17 protein-coding genes are annotated in these 22,174 nt (G+C 69.5%); 2 read left to right on the plus strand and 15 right to left on the minus strand.

The window, feature by feature from the left end:
• Nucleotides 1-3: 3 nt before the first annotated feature.
• The 10 genes from ACZ6O0_RS38275 to ACZ6O0_RS38320 form a co-directional block, all read right to left on the minus strand.
• Nucleotides 4-1,338, minus strand: a complete 1,335-nt coding sequence (locus ACZ6O0_RS38275; protein WP_465769968.1) for an NAD(P)/FAD-dependent oxidoreductase — start codon at nt 1,336-1,338, stop codon at nt 4-6.
• Nucleotides 1,335-3,194, minus strand: coding sequence for a glycoside hydrolase family 15 protein (locus ACZ6O0_RS38280; protein WP_465769969.1), 1,860 nt, complete (start codon nt 3,192-3,194; stop codon nt 1,335-1,337). Before ACZ6O0_RS38280 ends, ACZ6O0_RS38275 begins: the two co-directional genes overlap by 4 nt.
• A gap of 62 nt (nt 3,195-3,256) precedes the next feature.
• A complete protein-coding gene (locus ACZ6O0_RS38285; RefSeq protein ID WP_465769970.1) occupies nt 3,257-4,297 on the minus strand; it encodes a cytochrome d ubiquinol oxidase subunit II in 1,041 nt (346 codons plus the stop codon).
• Nucleotides 4,294-5,760 (minus strand): cytochrome ubiquinol oxidase subunit I, encoded by a 1,467-nt coding sequence (locus ACZ6O0_RS38290; RefSeq protein ID WP_465769971.1) that lies wholly within the window; start codon nt 5,758-5,760, stop codon nt 4,294-4,296. Before ACZ6O0_RS38290 ends, ACZ6O0_RS38285 begins: the two co-directional genes overlap by 4 nt.
• 34 nt (nt 5,761-5,794) lie before the next feature.
• Nucleotides 5,795-8,140, minus strand: coding sequence for a winged helix-turn-helix domain-containing protein (locus ACZ6O0_RS38295; protein ID WP_465769972.1), 2,346 nt, complete (start codon nt 8,138-8,140; stop codon nt 5,795-5,797).
• 193 nt (nt 8,141-8,333) lie between these two features.
• On the minus strand, nt 8,334-8,867 hold the full coding sequence (locus ACZ6O0_RS38300) for a hypothetical protein (protein ID WP_465769973.1): 534 nt from the start codon (nt 8,865-8,867) through the stop codon (nt 8,334-8,336).
• 1 nt (nt 8,868) lies between these two features.
• On the minus strand, nt 8,869-10,368 hold the full coding sequence (locus ACZ6O0_RS38305; RefSeq protein WP_465769974.1) for an Nramp family divalent metal transporter: 1,500 nt from the start codon (nt 10,366-10,368) through the stop codon (nt 8,869-8,871).
• A gap of 96 nt (nt 10,369-10,464) precedes the next feature.
• Entirely contained in the window at nt 10,465-12,606 is a 2,142-nt protein-coding gene (locus tag ACZ6O0_RS38310) for an acetate--CoA ligase family protein (RefSeq protein ID WP_465769975.1), read from the minus strand.
• A 21-nt stretch (nt 12,607-12,627) separates the two neighbouring features.
• Entirely contained in the window at nt 12,628-13,854 is a 1,227-nt protein-coding gene (gene frc, locus ACZ6O0_RS38315) for a formyl-CoA transferase (RefSeq protein WP_465769976.1), read from the minus strand.
• 13 nt (nt 13,855-13,867) lie between these two features.
• On the minus strand, nt 13,868-15,583 hold the full coding sequence (locus tag ACZ6O0_RS38320; RefSeq protein WP_465769977.1) for a thiamine pyrophosphate-binding protein: 1,716 nt from the start codon (nt 15,581-15,583) through the stop codon (nt 13,868-13,870).
• A 122-nt stretch (nt 15,584-15,705) separates the two neighbouring features.
• Between ACZ6O0_RS38320 and ACZ6O0_RS38325 the strand changes: the two genes are divergently transcribed.
• On the plus strand, nt 15,706-15,981 hold the full coding sequence (locus ACZ6O0_RS38325; RefSeq protein ID WP_465769978.1) for a hypothetical protein: 276 nt from the start codon (nt 15,706-15,708) through the stop codon (nt 15,979-15,981).
• A gap of 49 nt (nt 15,982-16,030) precedes the next feature.
• Here ACZ6O0_RS38325 and ACZ6O0_RS38330 read toward each other — a convergent pair whose 3' ends face one another.
• From ACZ6O0_RS38330 to ACZ6O0_RS38350, 5 genes are read right to left on the minus strand one after another with little or no spacing between them, the layout of a single operon-like run.
• Nucleotides 16,031-16,870, minus strand: a complete 840-nt coding sequence (locus tag ACZ6O0_RS38330; RefSeq protein ID WP_465769979.1) for a Gfo/Idh/MocA family oxidoreductase — start codon at nt 16,868-16,870, stop codon at nt 16,031-16,033.
• Nucleotide 16,871: 1 nt separating this feature from the next.
• A complete protein-coding gene (locus tag ACZ6O0_RS38335) occupies nt 16,872-17,909 on the minus strand; it encodes a Gfo/Idh/MocA family protein (RefSeq protein WP_465769980.1) in 1,038 nt (345 codons plus the stop codon).
• Nucleotides 17,906-18,904 (minus strand): Gfo/Idh/MocA family protein, encoded by a 999-nt coding sequence (locus ACZ6O0_RS38340; protein WP_465769981.1) that lies wholly within the window; start codon nt 18,902-18,904, stop codon nt 17,906-17,908. Before ACZ6O0_RS38340 ends, ACZ6O0_RS38335 begins: the two co-directional genes overlap by 4 nt.
• Before the next feature lie 9 nt (nt 18,905-18,913).
• On the minus strand, nt 18,914-19,480 hold the full coding sequence (locus ACZ6O0_RS38345) for a hypothetical protein (RefSeq protein WP_465769982.1): 567 nt from the start codon (nt 19,478-19,480) through the stop codon (nt 18,914-18,916).
• Nucleotides 19,477-20,883, minus strand: a complete 1,407-nt coding sequence (locus ACZ6O0_RS38350) for an OFA family MFS transporter (RefSeq protein WP_465769983.1) — start codon at nt 20,881-20,883, stop codon at nt 19,477-19,479. The genes ACZ6O0_RS38345 and ACZ6O0_RS38350 overlap by 4 nt, the downstream gene beginning before the upstream one ends.
• A gap of 132 nt (nt 20,884-21,015) precedes the next feature.
• On the opposite strand from ACZ6O0_RS38350, the gene sucC reads away from it, so the two are divergent.
• Nucleotides 21,016-22,167, plus strand: coding sequence for an ADP-forming succinate--CoA ligase subunit beta (gene sucC, locus ACZ6O0_RS38355; RefSeq protein WP_465769984.1), 1,152 nt, complete (start codon nt 21,016-21,018; stop codon nt 22,165-22,167).
• The last annotated feature ends 7 nt before the right edge of the window (nt 22,168-22,174 follow it).

Consider the following 22,174-nt stretch of genomic DNA (forward strand, 5'->3'; position numbering starts at 1 on the left):
TCCTCAGTTGCCGCCGGCCGATGTGGTCGAGTCGCCTCGGTCGACGATGATGTGCGGGACGTCGGCGGAGTCGTCACCCCAGGCGATCCGCTGCGGCGTGGCGGACCACTCGACGGTCGCGGCGTGGTCGCGGTCGAAGTAGTCCCAGGCCCAGGACATGAACGCGTCGGTCTTGCTGTGCGCACCGCTGAGCAGCATCGCGTGCACGCCGAGCCAGGCCGCGAAGGCGAGCGGGCCCTCCATCTGGTGCCGGTGCCGGCCGACCTCGGCGACGGCCGCGTTCCGGCCGATCATCGCCATGATGCCCTTGTCCTTGTAGTGGAACGGCTTGGCCTTGTCGCCGTGCAGCTCACGCAGGATGTTCTTTGCGGCCCACGCACCCGACTGCTGCGCGACCGAGCCGAGCTGCGGCAGGATCGTGCCGTCCTTGGCGGGGATGTTCGCGACGTCGCCGATCGCGTAGACATGCGGATGACCGTCCACAGTGAGGTCAGGCTGTACGTCGATCCGCCCGCCACGACCCGTGGTCAGGCTCGTCGCAGTCCCCACCACCGCAGCGGCCGACTCGCCGCCACCCCAGATGACCGTCCGGGTCCGGATCGCCGACCCGTCGTCGAACTCGACCCGGTCCGCGTGCACAGCGGCTACTCCCGTCCCCAGTCGCGGATCCGCGCCTTGTTCGGTGAGCCGCTTGTGCGCGTACTTGTGCGACTTGCGGGAGAACGCTGCGAGCAGGTTGTCGCCCCGGTCGACGACGGTGATCGTCCCTGACTTCGAGATCCGTTCCGTGGCCACCAGCGCGGCCATGAGTTCGGTCAGCGCTCCGGCGATCTCCACCCCGGTCGGACCGCCTCCGACCACGACGACATCGAGCGCGCCCTCGTCCGGCTCCTTGGCGCGGATCGTGGACTGCAGGTGCCGCCGCAGTCGCTCCGCGTCGGCGACGGAGTACAGCGGGAACGCGTGCTCGGCCGCACCCGGAACCCCGAAGAACGCCGGCCGCGCGCCCGCCGCGATGACCAGGTGCGAGCCCGTGATCCGATCGCCGCCGGACAGTGTCAGAGCGAGGTTCCCGGCGTCGATCCCGGCGACATCGGCGGTGCGGATCTCGACCGTCGGGTAGTCGCGGAAGATGGTCCGGTGCGGCCGGGCGATGTCCTCGGCCGGCAGCTGCGACGTGGCGACCTGGTAGAGCAACGGCTGGAACTGGTGGTAGTCGTTGCGGTCGACCAGCGTGACCCGGACCCCTTCGTCCCCGAGCGTGTGTGCGCACGCGACCCCGGCCAGCCCGCCGCCGAGGACGACGACATGCGGGCCGTCCTCCTGCTGCCCGGTCACAGCGACAGCTCCTCCCGGAAGTCGGCCAGGATGATCCGGCCGGCCGCTCCGATCAGGGCCAGGTGCGAGAACGCCTGCGGGAAGTTGCCCAGGTGCCTGGCCTTGTCCACCTCGAACTCCTCGGCGTACAGGCCGAGCTTGGACTCGATCCGCAGTAGCCGCTCCAGCTGGCTCCGGGCCCGGTCGATCTCACCGACCATCGCGAGCGCCGAGACCAGCCAGAACGAGCAGATCAGGAACGTGCCCTCCTTACCGGACAGGCCGTCGTCGGTCTCGTCGGTCTTGTAGCGCAGCACGAACCCGTTCTCGGTCAGATCCTTGTCGATCGCCTCGACCGTCGCCCGCATCCGCTCGTCGGTGGCCGGCAGGAATCCGAACAGCGGGGCCAGCAGGGTCGACGCGTCCAGGGCGTCGGTGTCGTAGTGCTGCCGCAGGACGCCGCGGTCGCTCACCCCGTGCTCGAGGATGTCGTCGCGGATCTCCTCGGCCGTCTTCGCCCACAGCTCGGCGAGGTCCTCCTCGTTGCGGATCCGGGCCAGCCTGGCCGCGCGGTCCAGGGCCACCCAGCCCATCAGCTTCGAGGAGACGTAGTGCTGAGGATTGCCGCGGGCCTCCCAGATGCCCTGGTCGGGATCGCGCCAGTGCGAGATCGCGCACTGTGCCTGCGACTGGACCAGCGGCCAGAGCCGGCGCGGCAGCCGCTTGCTCCGGACGGTGTGCAGCAGCACCGAGTCCAGCACCGCGCCGAACACGTCGTTCTGCCGTTGGTTGTAGGCGCCGTTGCCGATCCGCACCGGACTGGCGCCCTCGTAGCCGGTGAGGTCGTCGCGGGTCGACTCGGCCAGGTCCCGGCGGCCGTCGATGCCGTACATGATCTGCAGCGCGCCGTCCGAGTTCGGCTCCAGGTCGGCGACGAACTGCATGAACTCGTTGGCCTCCCAGTCCAGGTTCAGGTAGTGCAGCGCCTGCAGCGTGAACGTGCTGTCCCGGATCCAGGTGTAGCGGTAGTCCCAGTTGCGTTCGCCGCCCGGTGTCTCCGGCAGCGAGGTGGTGAGCGCGGCGATCGTCGCTCCGGTCGGCATGTACGTCAGACCCTTGATGGTCAGCGCCGAGCGTTCCAGCGGATGCCGGTACCGGTGGTCGGGGATCCGGGCCCTGGCCAGCCAGTTGCGCCAGAACCGGATCGTCGCCGCGATACGTGCCTCCGCGTCGGCCAGGTCCACCGGTGACGCCAGTCCGTCGGCCCACGAGAGCGCGCAGTACGCCTTCTCCCCCTTGGAGACGACGTGCCGGGCCCGGGCGGAGCCACCCTCGATCCCGATCAGCATGTCGGTGCTCAGCCGGAAGGTCTGGCCGGCGCCGGTCGCGTCCGCGGCGTGCGCGTCCTCGCCCACCATCGTCCACTCGGCCGGGACCCGGCCGTAGTCGAAGGCGGGCTCACAGACGAGTTCGACCTCGACCGAGCCCTCGAGGCACTCGATGGTCCGGATCAGCAGGTGGTCGGCGTCGTCGTCGGCCGGCGGGCGGGTGTGCGGAGTGACGATGTCGGGACCTTTCGACGGACCCATCGTCAGCGCGTCGTGGACGAGCAGCCAGCCGGCCGGGGTGTGCCAGGTGGTCGTCATGACGTTGGTGCCCGGCACGTACATCCGGGCGGTCGGCTGGTTGATCCCGTACGGCCCGAACCGGAACGATCCGGCACCGCGGTCCAGGAGGTTGCCGAACGCGCTCGGCGCGTCGAACGCGGGCAGACAGAGCCAGTCGACCGATCCGTCCGGGGCCACCAGCGCGCCGGTGTGGCAGTTCGACAGGAACGCGTAGTCGGCGATCGGCGGGAACGGTGAGGTCGAGGTCATGGCGGGGCTCCTTCACACTCGCGGGCCTACCTCCACCATCGGCCGGTCGAACAGAACGGCAATCACCCGCCAGTGATGATTGTGCGGTCACCCGCGTCCTCGGTCCCCTCCTCGGAGAGCAGCGCACGCTGCTCGAGCACGTAGAGCAGGACGAAACCAGGCACCACGATCACCAGTGCCAGCCCGACCGCCACGAGCAACGTCACCAAGGTGCCCTCGGCGGCGGCGGCCGCCGAGACGGTCAAGGTCTCCGGCAGGATGTACGGCCACTGGGCGATGCCCCAGCTGACGATGATCAGGGCCACCGCCAGAACGGCGAGAACCCGCGCGCCGCGAGCGGCGTACCGCATCAACAGCACCAGGGCGCCGAATCCGCAGACCACACTGAGGATCGCGGTCGGAAGTGCTCTCGACGTCAGGCCGTCGAAGACGTACGGTGCCTCGGCGTTCAGGACGAACAGGCCGACCACCGCGACCACTGCCGCGGCGACAGCGCTCGCCACCGCCCGGCGGCGGAAGTACTCGGCCATCGAGAACTGGCGGAAATGCCTCGCGTCCCAGACGAGGTACACCGCCGCCAGGTACGCCGCCGCCACGACCCCGAGCACCCCGGCCACCACCGACGTCGGGTTCAGCCAGCTGTCCACCGGGTCGCCGGCCTGGCCACCCGACGGCACGTGCCCCGACGCGATGCCACCCGCGATCGCACCCATGCAGAACGGCACGAGCACCGACGACAACGCGAACGCTCCGCCGAAGACCCGCCGGAACCGCAGCGTCACCACCGCCTTACGGAAGGCGAAACTCGCGCCGCGCAGGACGATCCCGACCGCGGCCAGGGTGAGCGGGACGAACAACGTCAGCACGATCGACTCGTAGGCCGCCGGGAAGGCGGTCCAGGTGACGACGAAGACGAAGATCAGCCAGACGTGGTTCGCCTCCCAGACCGGACCGATCGACCGCTCGATCACCGCCCGCGGTTCCGCGCCGCGCTCTGGTCCGCCCGCGGTCAGGTCCCAGAACCCGGCGCCGAAGTCCGCGCCACCGAACACGGCGTACGCCGCCAGGGCGAGCAGCAGCACGACCGCGATCGTCGTACTCACGGTGCCCGCTCCTCGACCGCCTCCTGGGCCTCCTCGACCTCGACGGCCGCAGCGTCCTCCGTGGGTCCGTACGGCGTGTCACCCTCGACGAGACCGCCCGCCCGGCGGAAGCGCCGGCTCATCCCCCGCAGCACCAGGATCGTCGTGACGCCGAGCGCGGCGTAGAGCACGAAGACGGCGATGAACGTGATCCAGACGCCGGTGTTGGCGGTGGCCGCCTCCTCCACCTTCATCCGGTTGTAGACGATCCACGGTTGCCGGCCGACCTCGGTGACGATCCAGCCCGCCTCCATCGTGATCACCGCGAGCACGCCGGAACACGCGGCGGCGCGCAGGAACCACCTGCTCCTGGGCATCCGCCGGCGGAAGAGCCACGTCGCGCCGTACCAGACCGACAGCAGGAACAGCGCGGTCCCGAGCCCGACCATCACGTCCCACGCCAGGTGGACGATGTTCGTCTCCGAGATGGTCGGCCGGTCCCCGACCGGAACGCTGTCCAGGCCCTGGACGACCGTCGCCCGGCCGGTGCTCGGATCGGACAGCCAGGAGGCCAGTCCCGGGATCGGGATCCCACCGGAGATCGTTCCGTTCGAGTTCAGCTTGCCCAGCAAGGTCTCGGGCACGTCGGCACCCGTCGCCGGCACCAGCTCGATCGCGGCGAACTTCTCCGGCTGGTTGTTGTACACCCACCGGGCCAGCGCGTCGCCGACGCCCATCTGGATCGGCGTCATGATCGCGGCGACCGTGAAGGCGATGGTGAACCCGATCCGGTGGTACCGGTCGGTCCGGCCGCGCAGCATCCCGGTCGCGTAGACCGACGCGACCAGGAACCCGCCGACCAGGTAGGCCGCGATCACCATGTGCGCGGCCTGCAACGGCATCGCGTCGTTGAAGATCACCTCGAGCGGGTCGACGTCGGTGATCTCGCCGTTCGCGTTCATCGTGAAGCCGGCCGGCGCGTTCATCCACGCGTTCGCCGCGACCACCGAGATCGAGCCGAAGATGCCGGCGATCACGATCGGGACGCCGGTCCAGAAGTGCGTCCACGGTTTCAGCCGCCGCCAGCCGAAGAGGTAGATCGCGACGAAGATCGCCTCGGTGAAGAAGAACAGTCCCTCGAACGCGAACGGGATGCCGAACGCTTCGCCGTAGACGCCCATGAACCGCGGCCAGAGCAGGCCGAACTCGAAGCTCAGCACGGTCCCGGTCACCGCACCGACGGCGAACGTCACGGCCATGTACTTCGACCACCGTTGCGCCAGCACCAGCGCGTCGCGGTCGGCGCGCTTGATCCCGCGGTAGTTGGCGATCAGCGTCATGAACGCCCACGACACCCCGAGCGGCACCAGGATGATGTGGAAGGCGAGCGTGAACGCCATCTGCGCCCGCGCCCACGGGACCGGGTTCACGGCGGCCGCGACGGCCAGGCCGGCCAGGCCGGTGACGGTCTCCCCCACGATCATCCGAGTCTCCTGCTCACCCGACGAGAGTTGTTCGTCAGACCAGGTTGAGGTCCCATGCCCGGCGGACGGCCCCGTTGCGGCTCGCCACCGAGAGTTTCCGCAAGATGTTCCGCACGTGCGTCTTCACGGTGTTGGCCGAGATGAACAGCTCGGCGGCGATCTCGCTCGTGGTGCGCAGCTGCGCGAGCAATCGCAGTACGTCGAGCTCCCGCTCCGACAGGTCCTCGACGATCGGTGCCGGGTCGTCCGCCGGGCCCGCTGCCGTGGTCTGCTCCGGGCGCAGCCAGCCGGCCAGCGAGCGCAGCGCCGCATCGTCGCGGATGATCGCCCGGAGCCGCGCGGGGGTGTGGGTGAACGGACGGCGGATCCGCTCGCCGCGAGCGAGCAACAGCGCCTTCGCGATCCCGGACCGGCCACCGCCGGCCTTCCCGTCGAGCCATTCCGCCCACGCGAGGTCCAGGAGATCCTGCACCCCCTGCGCTGCCGTCATCGGCGGGCGGTGGATCACGTCGTTCGGCCTGGCCCCGTCCAGACCGACGCCCGCCGCCTCGGCCTCGACGTACCCGCGCAGCCAGCTGTCCGGCGGTTCCAGGTTCCTCAGCGCACACCGGGCACCGACCAGATCGCCGCGGTCCCGCATCAGCCGTACGCGCAACAGCGCGAACACCGAGCTCAGCAGGCTGTCGTCCACGGTCTCGTGGAGCCGGCGAGCGCGGTCGAGGGAATGCTGGGCCCGGGCGAGCTCCTGGCGTTCAAGCGCCACCCAGGCCTGCGCCAGATGGGTTGCGGCGGGACGCTCCGCCCCGGCGCCGGACTCCTCGGCGAGTCGCTCGGCCGTGTCCGCCAGCCCTTGTCCGCGGGACAGATGCCCACGGCAGGCCTCGGCGAGTGCCAGCGTGGCAAGGCATCGCAACCGGAGATCCTCGCAGTCACCAGCGGCGGCCGCCCGGACCGCGTCGGCGAGCACAGCACACGCGACGTCGAGGCCGCCGCTGCGGAGGTACGCCGTACCCTCCGCGCTCAGCACCAGCGCCTGCAGCACCGCGGTCCCGTGCGTGGCCAGATCCTCCCGCTCCGCGCGGGCGGCGAGCAAGGTCTCGTCGATATCGCCTGACTTGGCGTGCAGCAAGGTGGTCACGACCGCGGCCGACACGGCCCAACTCCTGCTGCCAGGCGGATCTATCACGCAGTGCGCAAGGCTTTCGCCGGCCACGGCGACGTCGTCGTCGGCGACGGCGATCGCGGCCCGAACCAGCTGGACCTCAGCGGAGTCCACGTCTGGCATGGCCGACAGGTAGCGGGCCAGCTCCGAGCCCGCCCGGGTCGGCAGCAGCAGGTCGCCGATGCCCAGCCCGTTCACGACGAAGCCGGCGGCGCGTTCCCAGTCACCCCGCTCGGCGGCATGCCTGACGGCCTCCACCATTCGGCCGTTCGCGCCGTACCAGTCCGCGGCCCGCCGCTGCAGGTCGCCGATCGCATACGGCAGCGTGCGGTTCAGCTTGGCCCGGAGGAACTCACGGAAGAGCGGGTGGATCCGGTAGTGATCGGCCCGGCCGCGCACCGGCTGGACGAAGGTGTTGCCGATCGCCATCCGTTGCAGCACCTCGTCGGCGTCCGGGCGATCCGCGAGAGCGGCACCGAGCTTCGGAGTGACGTCGTCGACCAGGCTGATCCTGAGCAGGAAGTCTCGATCGTCCCCGGCGAGATCGCCGAACACCTCCGCGGCCAGGTAGTCGGTCGCGAACCCCGCCGGCAGGGTCCGGTGATCGCCGGCGCGGAGTGCGAGCGCTGCCAGCCGGACGCCGGCCGCCCAGCCGTCGGTCCGGCCGAGCACGTCCCGGGTCGCGGCCTCCGGCTCCGCGATGTCATGGGCGACGAGCAACGCCCCGACTTCCGCGCCGGTGAAGGCGAGGTCGTCGTACCGGATCTCTGCGAGCGTCCCGTCCAGTCTGTAACGGTGCAACGGCAGCGGCGGATCGGCCCGGGTCGTCATCACCACCCGGAACCTGTCCCCGGTCGTGTCGAGCAGCCGGCCCAACTGTTCCAGGACCGGCTGGCGCCGCACGCATTCGATGCCATCGAGAACGAGGACGATCGGACCGGCGTCCACGGTCGCGGCGGCGAGCGCGCAGTGCACATCCGGGATCAACGTGTCCTCGCAGCCGGCCAGTGAGAGCCAGGCCACCGGTGTCTGTCGGTGACTCCTCGCCCACGCTGCGGTGAGCACCGTCTTGCCGGACCCGGCCGGTGCACTGACCAGCGTCAGTGGAACTTCCCGGACGGCCCGCGAGATCCGGTCGAGCAACCGTGGCCGCTGGACCACGCGCAAGGGCGGCGCCGGCGGCTGGATGCGGCCGGGCGCGATGGCCGGTTCGATCACGGATCTCGGCGTGGGCGTCACCGGAGTGTGCTGTCCGATGCGCTCCGCCCGCGAATCCACCCTCATGCCCCGGCCCCCTCCGCACAGCCTGCTTCGCACCGTCCGGCCAGGCCGGACGGTGCGAACGGTCCTTCCTTCGACTGTGAGGTTCCGGTCCGGCACCCGGCATCGCCCCGATGGGGTGAAACGGGGGTCAGGCGACGCGTTTCTTGCGGCCCCGGCCGGTGGCGGCCTTGCGGGCCTCCAGGGCGGCTGCGAGGTGGGCGTACTGCTCCACCGTGCGGCGGGCGTAGATGTTGCGGTCCAGGATGCGGGGCCACCAGTGCCGGCCGAGTTGCTCATGCATCCAGAGGAAGCCGATCGCGAAGCCCATGCTGACCAGGGCCCGGAACGCGAGGAACTTCCACGGTTCCGGTGGGAGTCCCGGCGTACCGGTCACCACCCATTCGGTCACGACCGCGTGCACCAGCAGGGCGAGCGGGAAGCCGATCACCCAATAGACCGCCGCCGGCGCGAACACTCCGGCGGGGACCTTGCCCAGCGCCACCAGTGCGGCGTACCCGGCGCCGAACAGGATCAGCGGGACACCCAGGCCGAGCCCGGTGGCGACGGCCCATCCGGCGGGCTGGCCGATGAACGCGGCCAGACCACCGGCGATGACCCCGGCCGCGGCGCCGACACCGGCCGCCGGGACCGAGAACTCCGCGAGCTGCTTCAGATCGGTCATGTCAGCCCACAGCCACGCCGAAGCGGAACAGGCAGTAGAACAACATGCCCAGGTAGAACACCGCGCCGAACCCGATGATCACGTTGCGCACCGGCCCGGGGCGGATCGGTTTGGGCAGCAGCTTGTTGTTCACCAGGAGCAACACGATGCAGTACGCGCCCATCGCGAACGTGGACAGGAAGGCGAGGGTGTCCAGGATCCCGGCCGGACCGTCGGCCGGGCCGAACAGCAGGATCAGGATGCCGAAGACGATCACACCCCACAGGAACCCGGCGTACAGCCTCGACATCGAGAACCGCTTGGCTCCCGGGACGAAGTAGTAGGTCATGTCCGCCTGGCCGCGGGAGAACGAGTCGAACAGACCGAGGGTCGCGTTCAGCCCGATCAGTGCGATGAAGCCGAAGAACAGCGTGCCGAGGACCGGCGAACCGGCCGACGCGAACGCGTCCGACATCGCCTTCAGCGCGGCTTCGCGGTCACCACCCTCGATCAGCGAGGCCACGTTCGGGTTCTCCCGGGCCGCCGACATGGCCAGCACGGTGAACGAGATCGTGACCAGCATGGTGATGCCCCAGAAGAGCAGGATCGCGTCGAAGGTGACCCACTTGCGCCAGCCCTTCCACTTGGCCAGCTCGGCGGGGTCCTCGGTGTCGAACATGAAGCCCCGCGACGGCATCGACTCGGCCTCGCCGGCCGACCGCAGACCGCGGATCTTCGGGATGTGCGATCCCATCGCGGCGCCGCTGTCACGCAGTTGCAGCGTGTACCACATCTGCTGCATCCCGGACGGTCCGGCGAACGCGATCGAGCCCACCACGACCGGGAACCAGGCCGACGTCATCGCCTCGTGCGGGAAGTACCCGAACGCGAACATCCCGGACAGCGTCCGGCCCAGGTCGTCCCAGCTGCCGACGATCGCCGCGATCACCGACGTACCGACGACCAGCAGGCCGATCAGCAGCCCGAGGAGTTTCTCGAGGAAGTTGTAGATCACCGACAACAAGCTGAACAGCACACCGACGAACACCAGAGCCACGCACGCGGTGACCTGCCAGGGTATGCCGGTGATCTCCTCGAACGCGGCCGCACCGGCGGACAGATGGCCCGGCCACATGTAGATCAGGATCGCCGCGACGTAGAAGAACCACATCATCGGTTTGAAGATCCGCGCCGCCCCGAAGAAGATGCTCTCCCCGGTCGCCATCGCGTACCGGGCCATCTCCAGCAGGACGAACGCCTGCAGGGTGACGCCGACCATGAACAGCCAGCGGATGTCCGGCCCGAACACCAGGACGAGCCGGGGCCACATGTAGGACTCGCCCATGCCGACGCCCAGTGCGACCAGGAAGACGGTCGGACCGAGGATGTGCATCGAGGGCGGCGCGTCCGGAAGCTTCCGGATCGGCATCGGTTCCAGCCTGCCCGCGCGCCAGACCTTCTCGGTCACTGCCGCGGCGGCGGGCTCTTCAGGTAGTTCTGAGGTCTTGCTTGTGACGTCCAAGGCGGACTCCTTAGATCGACGCCAGCTCGCTGACTAACAACGCTCCCCGTGCATTTCCCCCCGGACCAAACGCATCACCGGCTTCCTCCAACAGGGCTATCCCAAAGGCCCGGCGTTGCGGGCCCAGCGGTATTTGGCACCGAGCACCTGGACAGGGGTCTCGGTGGTATACGGATACGCGACCACACCGTGGTCGAACAGGTACTGACTGGCTTCCTCGACCTCGACGTCACCGGACAGCGAGGCCACCACCGGCTTGTCGATGCCCTTGGCCCGGTACTCCTCGACGACCTCGGACACCAGCTTCGCGAACACCATCGGCGGCGTCACGATCGTGTGCCAGTAGCCCAGGATCAAGGCATGGATCCGCTCGTCCTCGAGCCCGAGCGCGATCGTGTTGCGGTACGTCGCCGGCGGCTCCCCGCCGGTGATGTCGACCGGGTTGCCGGCGGCACCGAACGGCGGGATGAACTTGCGGAACGCGGCGTCCAGGTCGGCCGGGATGTCCATCAGCGTCAGCCCGGCGTCCACACAGGCGTCCGAGAGCAGTACGCCGGAACCGCCCGCGCCGGTGATGATGACGACGTTCTCGCCCTTGGGCGTGGGCAGCAGCGGGATGCCGCGGGCGTACTGGAGCATCTCGTTCAGCCCCGGCGCCCGGACCACACCGCTCTGCTTCAGGATGTCGTCGTACACCTTGTCGTTGCCGGCCAGGGCGCCGGTGTGCGAGCTGGCGGCCCGCGCGCCCAGGTCGGTGCGGCCGGCCTTCAGCACGACGACCGGCTTCCGTTTCGACACCCGGGCCGCCGTCTCGGCGAACGCCCGGCCGTCCTTCAGGTCCTCCAGGTGCATCGCGATCAGGTTGGTGTTGTCGTCATTCTCGAAGAACGTCAGGAGGTCATCCTCGTCGATGTCGGCCTTGTTGCCTACCCCAACAATCGCCGACACACCCATCCGGCTGGACCGGCTGAACCCGAGGATCGCCATCCCGATCCCGCCGCTCTGCGACGAGAGCGCGACACTGCCGCGGACGTCGTACGGCGTGCAGAAGGTCGCGCAGAGGCTCTCCGGCAGGTAGTAGTAGCCGTAGATGTTCGGTCCCAGGATGCGGACGTTGTGTTTGCGGGCGATGGCAACGACCTCGTCCTGCAGTTCCTGCTCACCGGTCTCGGCGAACCCGGACGGGATCAGGATCGCGCCCGCGACCCCCTTCTGCCCGCACTGCTCGAGCGCCCCGCCGACGAACTTGGCCGGTACGGCGAACACCGCGACGTCGACGTCCCCCGGCACGTCGGTGATGCTGGGGAACGCCTTCAGCCCGAGGATCTCGTCGGCCTTCGGGTTGATCGGGTAGATGTCGCCGGCGTACCCGCCGTTGACCAGGTTCTTCATCACCGAGTTGCCGATCTTGCCGGTCTCGTTCGAGGCCCCGATCACGGCCACCGCGCGCGGCTTCATGATCCGGGTCATCGCGGTCAGGATCTCCTCCTGGCTGTACCGCTCGACCGGCTTGCCGGCCTCGGCGTCGACGATGATCCGGAAGTCCACCGCGGTGGCGCCGTCCGGGCCGGCCAGCACCGGGTTCAGGTCGACCTCGGCGAACTGCGGGAAGTCGGTGACCAGGTCCGAGAGCCGCTTGATCAGGTCACCGACCGCGTCCTTGTCGACCGGCTTCGCGCCGCGGACGCCCTCCAGCATCTCGTGCGCGCCGATCCCGTCGACCATCGCGCGCGCCTCGTCCGCGGTCAGCGGGGCGAGGCGGAAGGTGACGTCCTTGAGGACCTCCACAAGGACGCCACCCAGTCCGAAGGCGACCACCTTGCCGAACGTCGGGTCGGTGACCGCCCCGACGATGACCTCCTGCACGTCACCGCCGGTCACGAGCATCTTCTGCACCTGGACGCCGACGATCTCCGCGTCCGCCTTGTAGGCCTTCGCATTGTCGACAATCGTCGCGAACGCCTGCCGCGCGGCCTCTTCGGAGTCCACACCGACGACGACACCGCCGGCGTCGGTCTTGTGCAGGATGTCCGGCGAGACGATCTTCAGCACGACGGGGAATCCGATCCCGGAGGCGAGACCGGCGGCTCCCTCGGCAGTCGTGGCCAGTCCCTCGCCCGGTGTCGGGATGCCGTACGCGTCCGCGACCTGCTTGGCCTCGGGCGCGCTCAGCGAGGTGCGGCCGTCCGCCAGAGCCTGGTCGAGGATGGTCCGGACTGCTGCCTTGTCATAGGTCATGCCATAGCTCCTCATCAGATTTCAGATCACGCCGGCTGCTTTGAGTTCCTCGAGCTCGGCGGTGTCGATGCCGAGCGCGCCGTAGATGGCGGGGTTGTGCTCACCGAGACCGGGCGAGGTCTCGACCTGCACCGGGGAGTCGGACAGCTTGATCGGGCAGCCGACGGTCTTGAAGCTGCCGCGCTGGGGGTGCTTGACCTCGACCACCGCGCCGAGCTCGGCCAGCGTCTCGTCCTCGATCAGCTCCCGGGTGGACATGATCGGCCCGCACGGCACGTTCAGGGCGTTGAGCTTGTCCATCACCTCGAACTTGGTGTGCTGCTCGGTCCACTGCTCGATCAGCGCGAACATCTTGTCGAGCTTGTCGAGCCGCGCGAGCGGGGTGGACCAGTCCGGGTCGTCGGCCAGCTCCGGCTTGCCGATCAGGTTGGCGATCGGGGCCCAGCCCGGCGGCTGGACGATCACGTAGATGTAGTCGTTCGGTCCGCCCGGCGCGCACTTCAGCGCCCAGCCGGGCTGACCGCCGCCGGAGGCGTTGCCGGACCGCGGCACCTCGTCGCCGAAGTGCTCGTTCGGGTACTCCGGCAGTGGGCCGTGGGTCAACCGCTGCTGGTCGCGCAGCTTCACCCGGGTCAGGTTCAGCACCGCCTCCTGCATCGCCACGGTGACCCGCTGGCCCTGGCCGGAGTTCGTCCGCTGGTACAGGGCGGCGAGGATGCCGGCGACCAGGTGGATCCCGGTGCCGGAGTCGCCGATCTGCGCTCCGGTCGCGGTCGGCGGACCGTCCTCGAAACCGGTGGTGCTCATCGCGCCACCCATCGCCTGGGCGACCACCTCGTACGCCTTGAAGTCCTCGTACCGGCCGGGGCCGAAGCCCTTGATCGAGGCGAAGATCAGCCGCGGGTTCAGGGTCCGCAGCCGCTCCCAGGTGAAGCCCATCCGGTCGATCGCGCCGGGGGCGAAGTTCTCCACCAGGACGTCGACGCTCTGCACCAGGTCGGTGAAGATCTCCTTGCCCCGCTCGGACTTCATGTTCAGCGTGATGCTGCGCTTGTTGCAGTTCAGCATCGTGAAGTAGAGGCTGTCGACGTCCGGGAGGTCGCGCAGCTGCTGGCGGGTGATGTCTCCGGTCGGCGCTTCGAGCTTGATCACATCGGCGCCGAGCCAGGCAAGGATCTGTGTGCACGAGGGTCCGGACTGGACATGGGTCATGTCGAGAACACGGACTCCGTCGAGGGCCTTTGACATGGCGGGGTCCTCTCTACTTGTACATCGTCTGGTTCATGGTTCCGGGCGCGTACGCGTCCGGGTCGACCCACACGTTGATCAGCGACGGCAGCCCCGACTCGCGGGCCCGCTGCATGGCCGGCCCGATGTCCTTGGGGTCACGGACCTCCTCGCCGTACCCGCCGAGCATCTTGGCGAACTCGTCGTACTTGACGTCGCCGAGCGTGTTGCCGATCCGGCCGCGGGCGGCGCCGTACTTGGCCTCCTGGCCGTAGCGGATCTGGTTCATCGAGGAGTTGTTGCCGACGACACCGACGAACGGGAGGTTGAAGCGGACCAGCGTCTCGAAGTCCCAGCCGGTCAGCGAGAACGCGCCGTCGCCGAAGAGCGCGACCACTTCCTGGTCCGGTCGCGCGTACTTGGCCGCCATCACGAACGGGATGCCGACGCCGATGGTGCCGAGCGGGCCCGGGTCCATCCAGTGGCCGGGCGACTTCGGCTGGACCACGCCGCCGGAGAAGGTGACGATGTCGCCGCCGTCGCCGATGTAGATCGAGTCCTCGGTGAGGAACTCGTTGATCTCGTGCGCGAGCCGCAGCGGGTGGATCGGGTTCGCGTCGGACAGTTGCTTGGGCAGCCGCTTCTGGTACGACGCGTCCTCCTCGGCCCGCAGCTCCGCGAACCAGGCCTTGCGATCGGTCTTCTTGCTCCGGCCCGAGGCCGCCTGGGTGACCGCGGCCAGGATCGCGCCCGGGTCGCCGACCAGGCCGAGGTCGATGTCGCGGTTCTTGCCGACGGTGCGGTAGTCCATGTCGATCTGCACCACGGTCGCGCTCTTCGGCAGCCGCCGGCCGTAGCCCATCCGGAAGTCGAACGGCGTCCCGACGATCAGGATCAGGTCGGCGTTGTTGAACCCGTACCGCCGGGACAGGTGGAAGTGGTGCGGGTCGCCGGGCGGCAGCGTGCCGCGCGCGGACCCGTTCATGAACGCCGGTACGTCGTTCTGCCGGACGAACTCGATCGCCGCATCGGTGCCGCGCGAGGTCCACACCTGGGTGCCGAGCAGCACCACCGGCTTCTCGGCCCGGACCAGCAGGTCGGCCAGCGCCTCGATGCTCGCCGGGTCACCGATGCTCTTGGTGGACGCCCGGTAGCGGCCGGCCTCCGGGATGCTCGCCGACTCGACCGGCACCGAGTTGTCCAGGATGTCGCGGGGGATCTCCAGGAACGACGGGCCGGGCGCGCCGTTGTAGCACTCGCGGAACGCCATCGACACCATGTCGGCGACCCGCGCGGTGTGCGGCACGGTCGCGGCGAACTTGGTGATCGGCGTCATCATGTCGACGTGCGGCAGGTCCTGCAGGGACCCCATCTTGTGCTGGTTCAGCGCACCCTGGCCGCCGATCAGCAGCATCGGGCTCTCCGCCCGGAACGCGTTCGCGACACCGGTGACGGCGTCCGTCGTGCCCGGACCGGCGGTGACGACCGCGCAGCCGGGCTTGCCGGTCATCCGCGCGTACCCGTCGGCGGCGTGGGCGGCGACCTGCTCGTGCCGGACGTCGACCACGGCGATGCCCTCGTCGACGCAGCCGTCGTAGATGTCGATGATGTGACCGCCACAGAGCGTGAAGATCACGTCGATCCCTTCGGCCTTCAAGGCCTTCGCGACCAGATGGCCACCGGAGATCGTCGCCGGTTGCGGCTCGTGGACGTCCGCGGCTGATTGGGATTCCGACACTGTCTGCGCCATCTGCAGTCATCTCCTTGGAAGGCCGGAGGCCGACTTGAATGTAGATTGCATACCGTATGGTGTAGTCGTAGTCTTATCCCACGCCATGGTGCTTGTCCAGAGCTCGGCGCCCGGAGGGTGAGATGACGATCCACGACGAACTCGGCCGGACCCGCCAGGCGGTGCTGGCACTGGAGAAATCCCTTGTGGCGTTGAGGAATCAGCTCGGTCCGCACCTCGACGTCCTGCGGTTGCTGGACGATCTCGAGCGCTGTTCGACCGACCTGCGGCGGCTCGAGGAGCAGGTGCGCGCCCCGCGCCGGCAGGAGCTGGTGGTGATCCCTGACGACGACCGCGACCACGGACTGTGGGGCGCCGGCGACGTCGATCACGAAGGAGTCCGCGCCCCCGGCCGGTAACGAAAGCGGCCCCGCAGATTGTGTCTGCGGGGCCCGTTGACAGCTGAGGTCAGCGGATGGCCTCGACGATCCGGTCGAGGAACTGCATCGGACGGACCAGATCGTCGTACCCGATCGGCGGCCGGCGGGTCTCGGCCATCTCGAGGAAGGCGCGCAGGCCCGGTTCGACGTACGACTTGCCGAGGGTGAGCTCGCGGGCGGCGAGGCCGTGCCGGCCGACGACCATGCCGTGGAACGGAACCCGGCCGTCAGGTCCCGGCAGCACGAGCTGAACGACGACCCGGACCCCGCCGACGTCGGTCGTGGCGATGACGGTGTCGGCGACCCGGTCGACCTGCACGGGACCGATGGCGCCGGGCGCGAGTCTGAGGGCGACGTCGACCGGGTGGATGCCGTAGAAGTAGATGCCGCCGTACTCACTGTCCGGATCCGCCGGACCCGTGGTGATCACCGTCTGTGGAGCGCCGAGCGATGCGGCCTGCTCGGCGAGTATGTCCGTGTCCGGGACCCAGCGGACGGCCGAGGACGACGTCAACGGTGCGTCATGTTCGCGCGCCGCGGCAACGATCGCGCGAGCGTCCGCCTCGGTGCACGCGAGCGGCTTGTCCACGAACACCGGCAGACCTTCGGCCAGGAACGGTACGGCGTGCTCCCGGTGCAGACCGCCGTGCCGGTCGGTGATGATCACCGCGTCGACCAGGCCCAGCAGGTCCGTGGGTTCGTCGACGATCCGCTCGCGCTGGCCGGTGGCACGGAGCTTCTCGTTCCGTTCGCTCGCGCCGCCGCTGAGCGCGACGACGCGGGTCTCGCCTGCGCGGCGTTCGACGTTCAGGTACTCGATGATGTGGTCGACGTGGGAGTTCTCCGTACCGATGATGCCGATGCGCACGTCACTGTCTCCCGGTGAGCCGGACCGGGCCACCGGTCCGGGCGGACTCGTAGACGCCGAGCACGACCTCCAGCGCACGCCGTGCGTCGCGGGTGCCGATCGCCGGCGGGCGGCCGTCACGGACCGCCGCGATGAAGTCGAGGTACTGGTCGCGATGAGCGTCGGCGACCGACCGGGTCACGCCTGCCTCCCCGCCTCCGACGGACAGGGCGGCCTCCCTCGGCTGGTCCGCGGACTCACCGTCGGCGGTGTCGAAGGCGATGAGGTCGTCCTGCTCGATCACGGCACTGCCGCGATCGCCGTACACGGAGAGCCGCACCGGCCGGCCCGGGTACGCCGAGGTCGTGGCGACGATGGACCCGATCGCCCCGCTGCGGAACCGGACGGTCGCCGCCACCGTGTCCTCGACGTCGATCCGCTCGTGTGCGAGCCGATCGCTGTACGCCTGCACCTCCACCGGCTCGCCGAGCATCCACAGCAGCAGGTCGACCACGTGGATGCCCTGGTTCATCAGGGCTCCGCCGCCATCGAGCTCGACCGTGCCACGCCAGCCGCCGGAGTCGTAGTACTCCTGCGAACGCCAGAAGGGCGACTCGGCAATGCCCATGGTGATCCGGCCCAGCCGTCCATCGGTGACGGCCCGGTGCACGAAGGCGGGCGCTTCCTGGAACCGGCGCTGACTGATCACCGACACGGTCAGTCCGGTCTGCTGCTCCGCGTCGATGAGCCGGTCTGCCGCGGCCAGCGTCACATCGATCGGTTTCTCCACGATGACGTGCTTTCCGGCCTTGAGAGCAGTGATGGCCGCGTCGGCGTGCAGGCCGCTGGGGAGGCAGATGCTGACCGCGTCGATATCCGGCCGGGCACACGCCTTCTCCAGCTCGGTCATCGGCTCGCCGCCGTACTTGCCGCTCAGCGCGGTCGCCCGCTCGGCCTCCACATCGACGACCGCGACCAGCTCCGCCTCGCCGGACAGGGACGTGATCAGACGGGCGTGGGTCTCACCGATGACTCCGGCACCCACCACTGCGAACTTCATTCGGACAGTCCTCTCAGTTGCCACGGCACCACGACACCGCCTGCGTCGGCGCTCTCCTGGGCGAGTAGCGCGACTCGGGTCGCAGCGAACCCCGCCGCCGTACTGGTCTCGGGCTCGACGCCCGCCGCAAGCGCGTCGAGCGCGTCGGCCGCCGGTCGCGGGCCGGGCGGCAGCTCCACCTCCCAGGGCGGACGATCAGTCGTTGCTGCGAGCAACCTGTTCTGAGCCCAGAACAACTCTGCCGTCCCCTCGGTGCCGGTCAACCGCATCCGGTAGTCACCGTGGTACGGCGAGGCCGCGGGCGTCAGCCAGTTGACCTCGATCGTCGCGGCGACCGAACCGGCTCTGAGCAGCAGGGACCCGTAGAGCGCGAACTCGCTGCTGTCCACCAGCCCGGTGACCGTGCCTTCGGTCGCTCCCGACAGTAGCAGGACGAGGTCGATGTCGTGGACGGCGAGATCGCCGAGGATCCCGCCGTACCCCTTCCTGGTGAGGAACCAGTCCGGGCGCGTGGGGCGGTTGAGTTTGTGCGGCCCGGTGGACGCGACCTGGACCAACTCGCCGAGCGAGCCATCGACGAGCAGCGCGCGAGCGGCGAGGGTCTCGGGATAGGTCCGCTTCTCGAGCAGTAAGGACACGATGCGCCCGGTCTCCCGCTGGGCGGCCTCGATCGCGTCGAGCTCGGCGAGCGTCGTGCACAGCGGTTTGTCCGCGAGCACCTGGGCTCCGGCGCGGAGTGCGTCGACGATCGCCTCGGCCCGGTCCGCGTAGATGCCCGCGATCATCACGATGTCCGGTCGCAGCTCGTCGAGCAGCCGCCGGTGGTCGTCGTACGCCGGTACGCCGAACTCCTCGGCGTACCGCCCAGCGGTCGCCGGATCCGGATCCGCGACCGCGACTAGCTCGAGGTCCGCACGCAAGGGCACCTCGTCCAGCGCGTACCTGACATGGGAATGCGCGGCGCCGATCACGGCCAGCCGGAGGGGTGCGGGCATGGATCGAGTCTAGGGGGCACCCCCCGCGATCGAGGAGAAACCAGTGACGGCCGAGCCGGCCACGGCCAGGCACTGCTTCAGCAGGCCGCGCAGCCGGATGTCGTCCGCCGCTCGGGCGGCGACGGCCACAGCCTCGGCGGCGTGTTCGGTGGCGACGAAGGTCCGATAGAACGGTTCGCCCCAGCCGAACCGCCCGAGCGCCGGAAGCCACCAGCGCGCCGCTCCCCCGGGTTCGTCGGCCGACCCGAGGAGATGCAGCGCCGTCCGATGGGCGCGCGCCAGCCTGACCCGCTCGTCCGCGCGGATCTCGCCGCTGACCAAGGCCGTCGAGACAGACAACGCGACCAGCCGTGCCGAGCGCTCGAAGCCGACGCGCGCGGTGTCGAGGAAGTGCGGCGCCATGGGCAGCAACTCGCGGCGGCCGGCCGAACTGCTGTGGTCGTGAACCGCTCTGGCCACCGCGCCCAGGACCGGGTGTACACAGGCCGGGCGATCGGTCCACGGCTCCCGAGCCAGCTTCGACACCAGCTCCATCACGCACGGATCGGGCCGCGCCACCTTCGCGTAGCCGCTCACTCGCCCGACCCCGCGACCGGCGTACCCAGCTGTGGCCGGACCGGTAGCGCAGGTCGCCCTGGTTGTTTCAGCAGCCGCACACTCAGTGCGGTGAGTACGCCGAGCAGCCCGGCGCCGAGGAACAACGGCCGGTAGCCGATCACCGCGATCAGCGATGCGGCGACGCCGATGCCGACCAGTCCGCCGACGGCCTTGGCGGAGTACAGGATCGCCTGGTTCTGCAGCAGGCTGTTCTCGCCGAAGAACTCCAGCACGAGGTTGGCCATGATCGCGTAGAACGCACCGCCACCGAGCCCGGCGAACATCGCGCACACCACGAATGCCCACCCCGCGCCGGCCTCACCCGCGACAACCAGGCCGACGTGGGTGAACCCCTCGACCATGAGTACGGCGGCCAGCACCCGGCGCCGGCCGAACCGGTCCGACACGTGCCCGGCGAACGAGCGGCCGAGACCGTTGACTGCGGCAAGCATTCCGGCGGCGAACCCGCCCACCGCGACTCCGAGGCCCGCGCTCACCGCGTAGTTGACCACGAACGCAATGCCGAACAGGGAGAGCGCCGTACTGATCGCGAGCATCAGCCACATCAGGGGCAGCGCGCCGGTGCGCACCGCCTCCCCCGGACGGTAGTGACGAACCGCGGGGAGGTTGTGCGGGATGCTCCGGTTCAGCCTGCGGTCGATCGCCCAGGCCTGCGCGTCGATGTCCGCGGGCCACCAATGCCGCGGCGGATCCTTCAGCAGACCACCAGCCACCAGCACGATGAGGAGTGCGACCAGCGCGGTCAGATCGAAGACAATCCGCTGGCTGGATTGAAGGATTGTCAACAAAGCGATGCTCGGTACGGCGCCGACCGCGAACCCGCCCGTGACGAAACCGATCGTGGCGGTCCGCCGATCCGGGAACCACCGGGCCGACGTCGTAATGCACGCGGCATACACGAGACCGGCTCCGATCCCGCCGAGCAGCGCGTAGCCGACCACGACGGCGAGATAGCTGTCCGCGTGGGCCAGCGTCGCGAGCCCGATCGTCGCGAGCATGCCGCCCGCGACCACGAGCTGCGTCGGGGTGGCGCGCCGGACCCGTTGAGCCCAGGCGGCGGGGATCGCGACGAGTGCCTGACAGGCGACGAAGACGGCGAGCAGCCACAGGGTCTGCGTCGCACCCCAGCCGCGATCGGACTCCAGGCCGAGGGCGGCGGTGCCGAACGAGTACTGCAGCGGGCTGATCGCCAGCATGCAGGCCCAAGCGGCCCACAGTTGCCAGCGCCGCGCATGGCCGGTCAACTCCCGGGCGTCCTCGCCGATCCGGTACCGCCGGCCGTAGACGTCACGGACGTCCCGGGGCTGCGTCTGTGCCGGCTCCGGCGCACTGCCCCGGCCTGGGGGCATCACGTGATTCATGTCGCCTCCTGACTACTGCATACCGTATGAGATCTGTGGTACTCCACCGCGTCTCCGCTGTCCAGACCTCAGCCACTTCTTGTCACCACATTGCATACCGCATACAGTCGTCTGCAGACCGAGGAGGCTCATGTGGACCTGATGGAGTACCAAGCCAAAGAACTCTTCGCCCGGCACGGCGTCCCGGTGACGCTCGGCCGGGTGATCGACGCCCCGGCCGATGCCGCCGCCGCGGCCGAGCAACTCGGCGGGCGCGTGGTGGTGAAGGCGCAGGTGAAGACCGGTGGCCGCGGCAAGGCCGGCGGGGTGAAGCTGGCGGCCTCCCCCGCCGAGGCGGTGGCCCGCGCGGGCGACATCCTCGGGATGGACATCAAGGGCCACACCGTGCAGCGGGTGCTGCTCGCGCCGGCCGCGGACATCGCCGATGAGTACTACCTCTCCTTCCTGGTCGACCGGGCCAACCGCGAGTACCTGTGCATCGCGAGCACCGAGGGCGGCGTGGAGATCGAGGAGGTCGCGCACACGAATCCGGACGCGATCGCCAAGGTCGCCATCGATCCGGCCGTGGGCGTCGACGAGGCCAAGGCCGCCGAGATCGTCGCGGCCGCGGGGTTCCCGGCCGGCGCGGAAGACGTCGTTCGCAAGCTGTGGGACGTGTTCGTCGCCGAGGACGCGTCGCTGGTCGAGGTGAACCCGCTGGTGAAACTGGCCGACGGGACGCTGGAGGCCCTGGACGGCAAGGTGACGCTCGACGACAACGCGGCGTACCGGCACTCGGACCACGGGGGCTTCGACGACAAGGCCGCCGCCGACCCGCTCGAGGCGGCGGCGCACGAGAAGGGTCTGAACTACGTCAAGCTCGACGGCTCGGTCGGCATCATCGGGAACGGCGCCGGCCTGGTCATGTCGACACTCGACGTGGTCGCGTACGCGGGGACGCCGTACGGCGTGAAACCGGCCAACTTCCTGGACATCGGGGGCGGTGCGAGTGCCGAGGTGATGGCGAACGGGCTCGGCATCATCCTGTCCGACACGCAGGTGCGCAGTGTGTTCGTGAACGTGTTCGGCGGGATCACCGCCTGCGACGCGGTCTCGAACGGCATCGTCCAGGCGCTCGAACTGCTCGGCGACCAGGCCGGCAAGCCGCTGGTGGTCCGGCTGGACGGCAACAACGTCGACGAGGGCCGCCGGATCCTTGCCCGGGCCAACCATCCGCTGGTGACCGTGGTGGACACGATGGACGGCGCCGCCGCCCGTGCCGCCGAGCTCGCCGCGCAGAACTGAGAGGCGT

It is taken from the genome of Kribbella sp. NPDC048837, assembly GCF_055586945.1.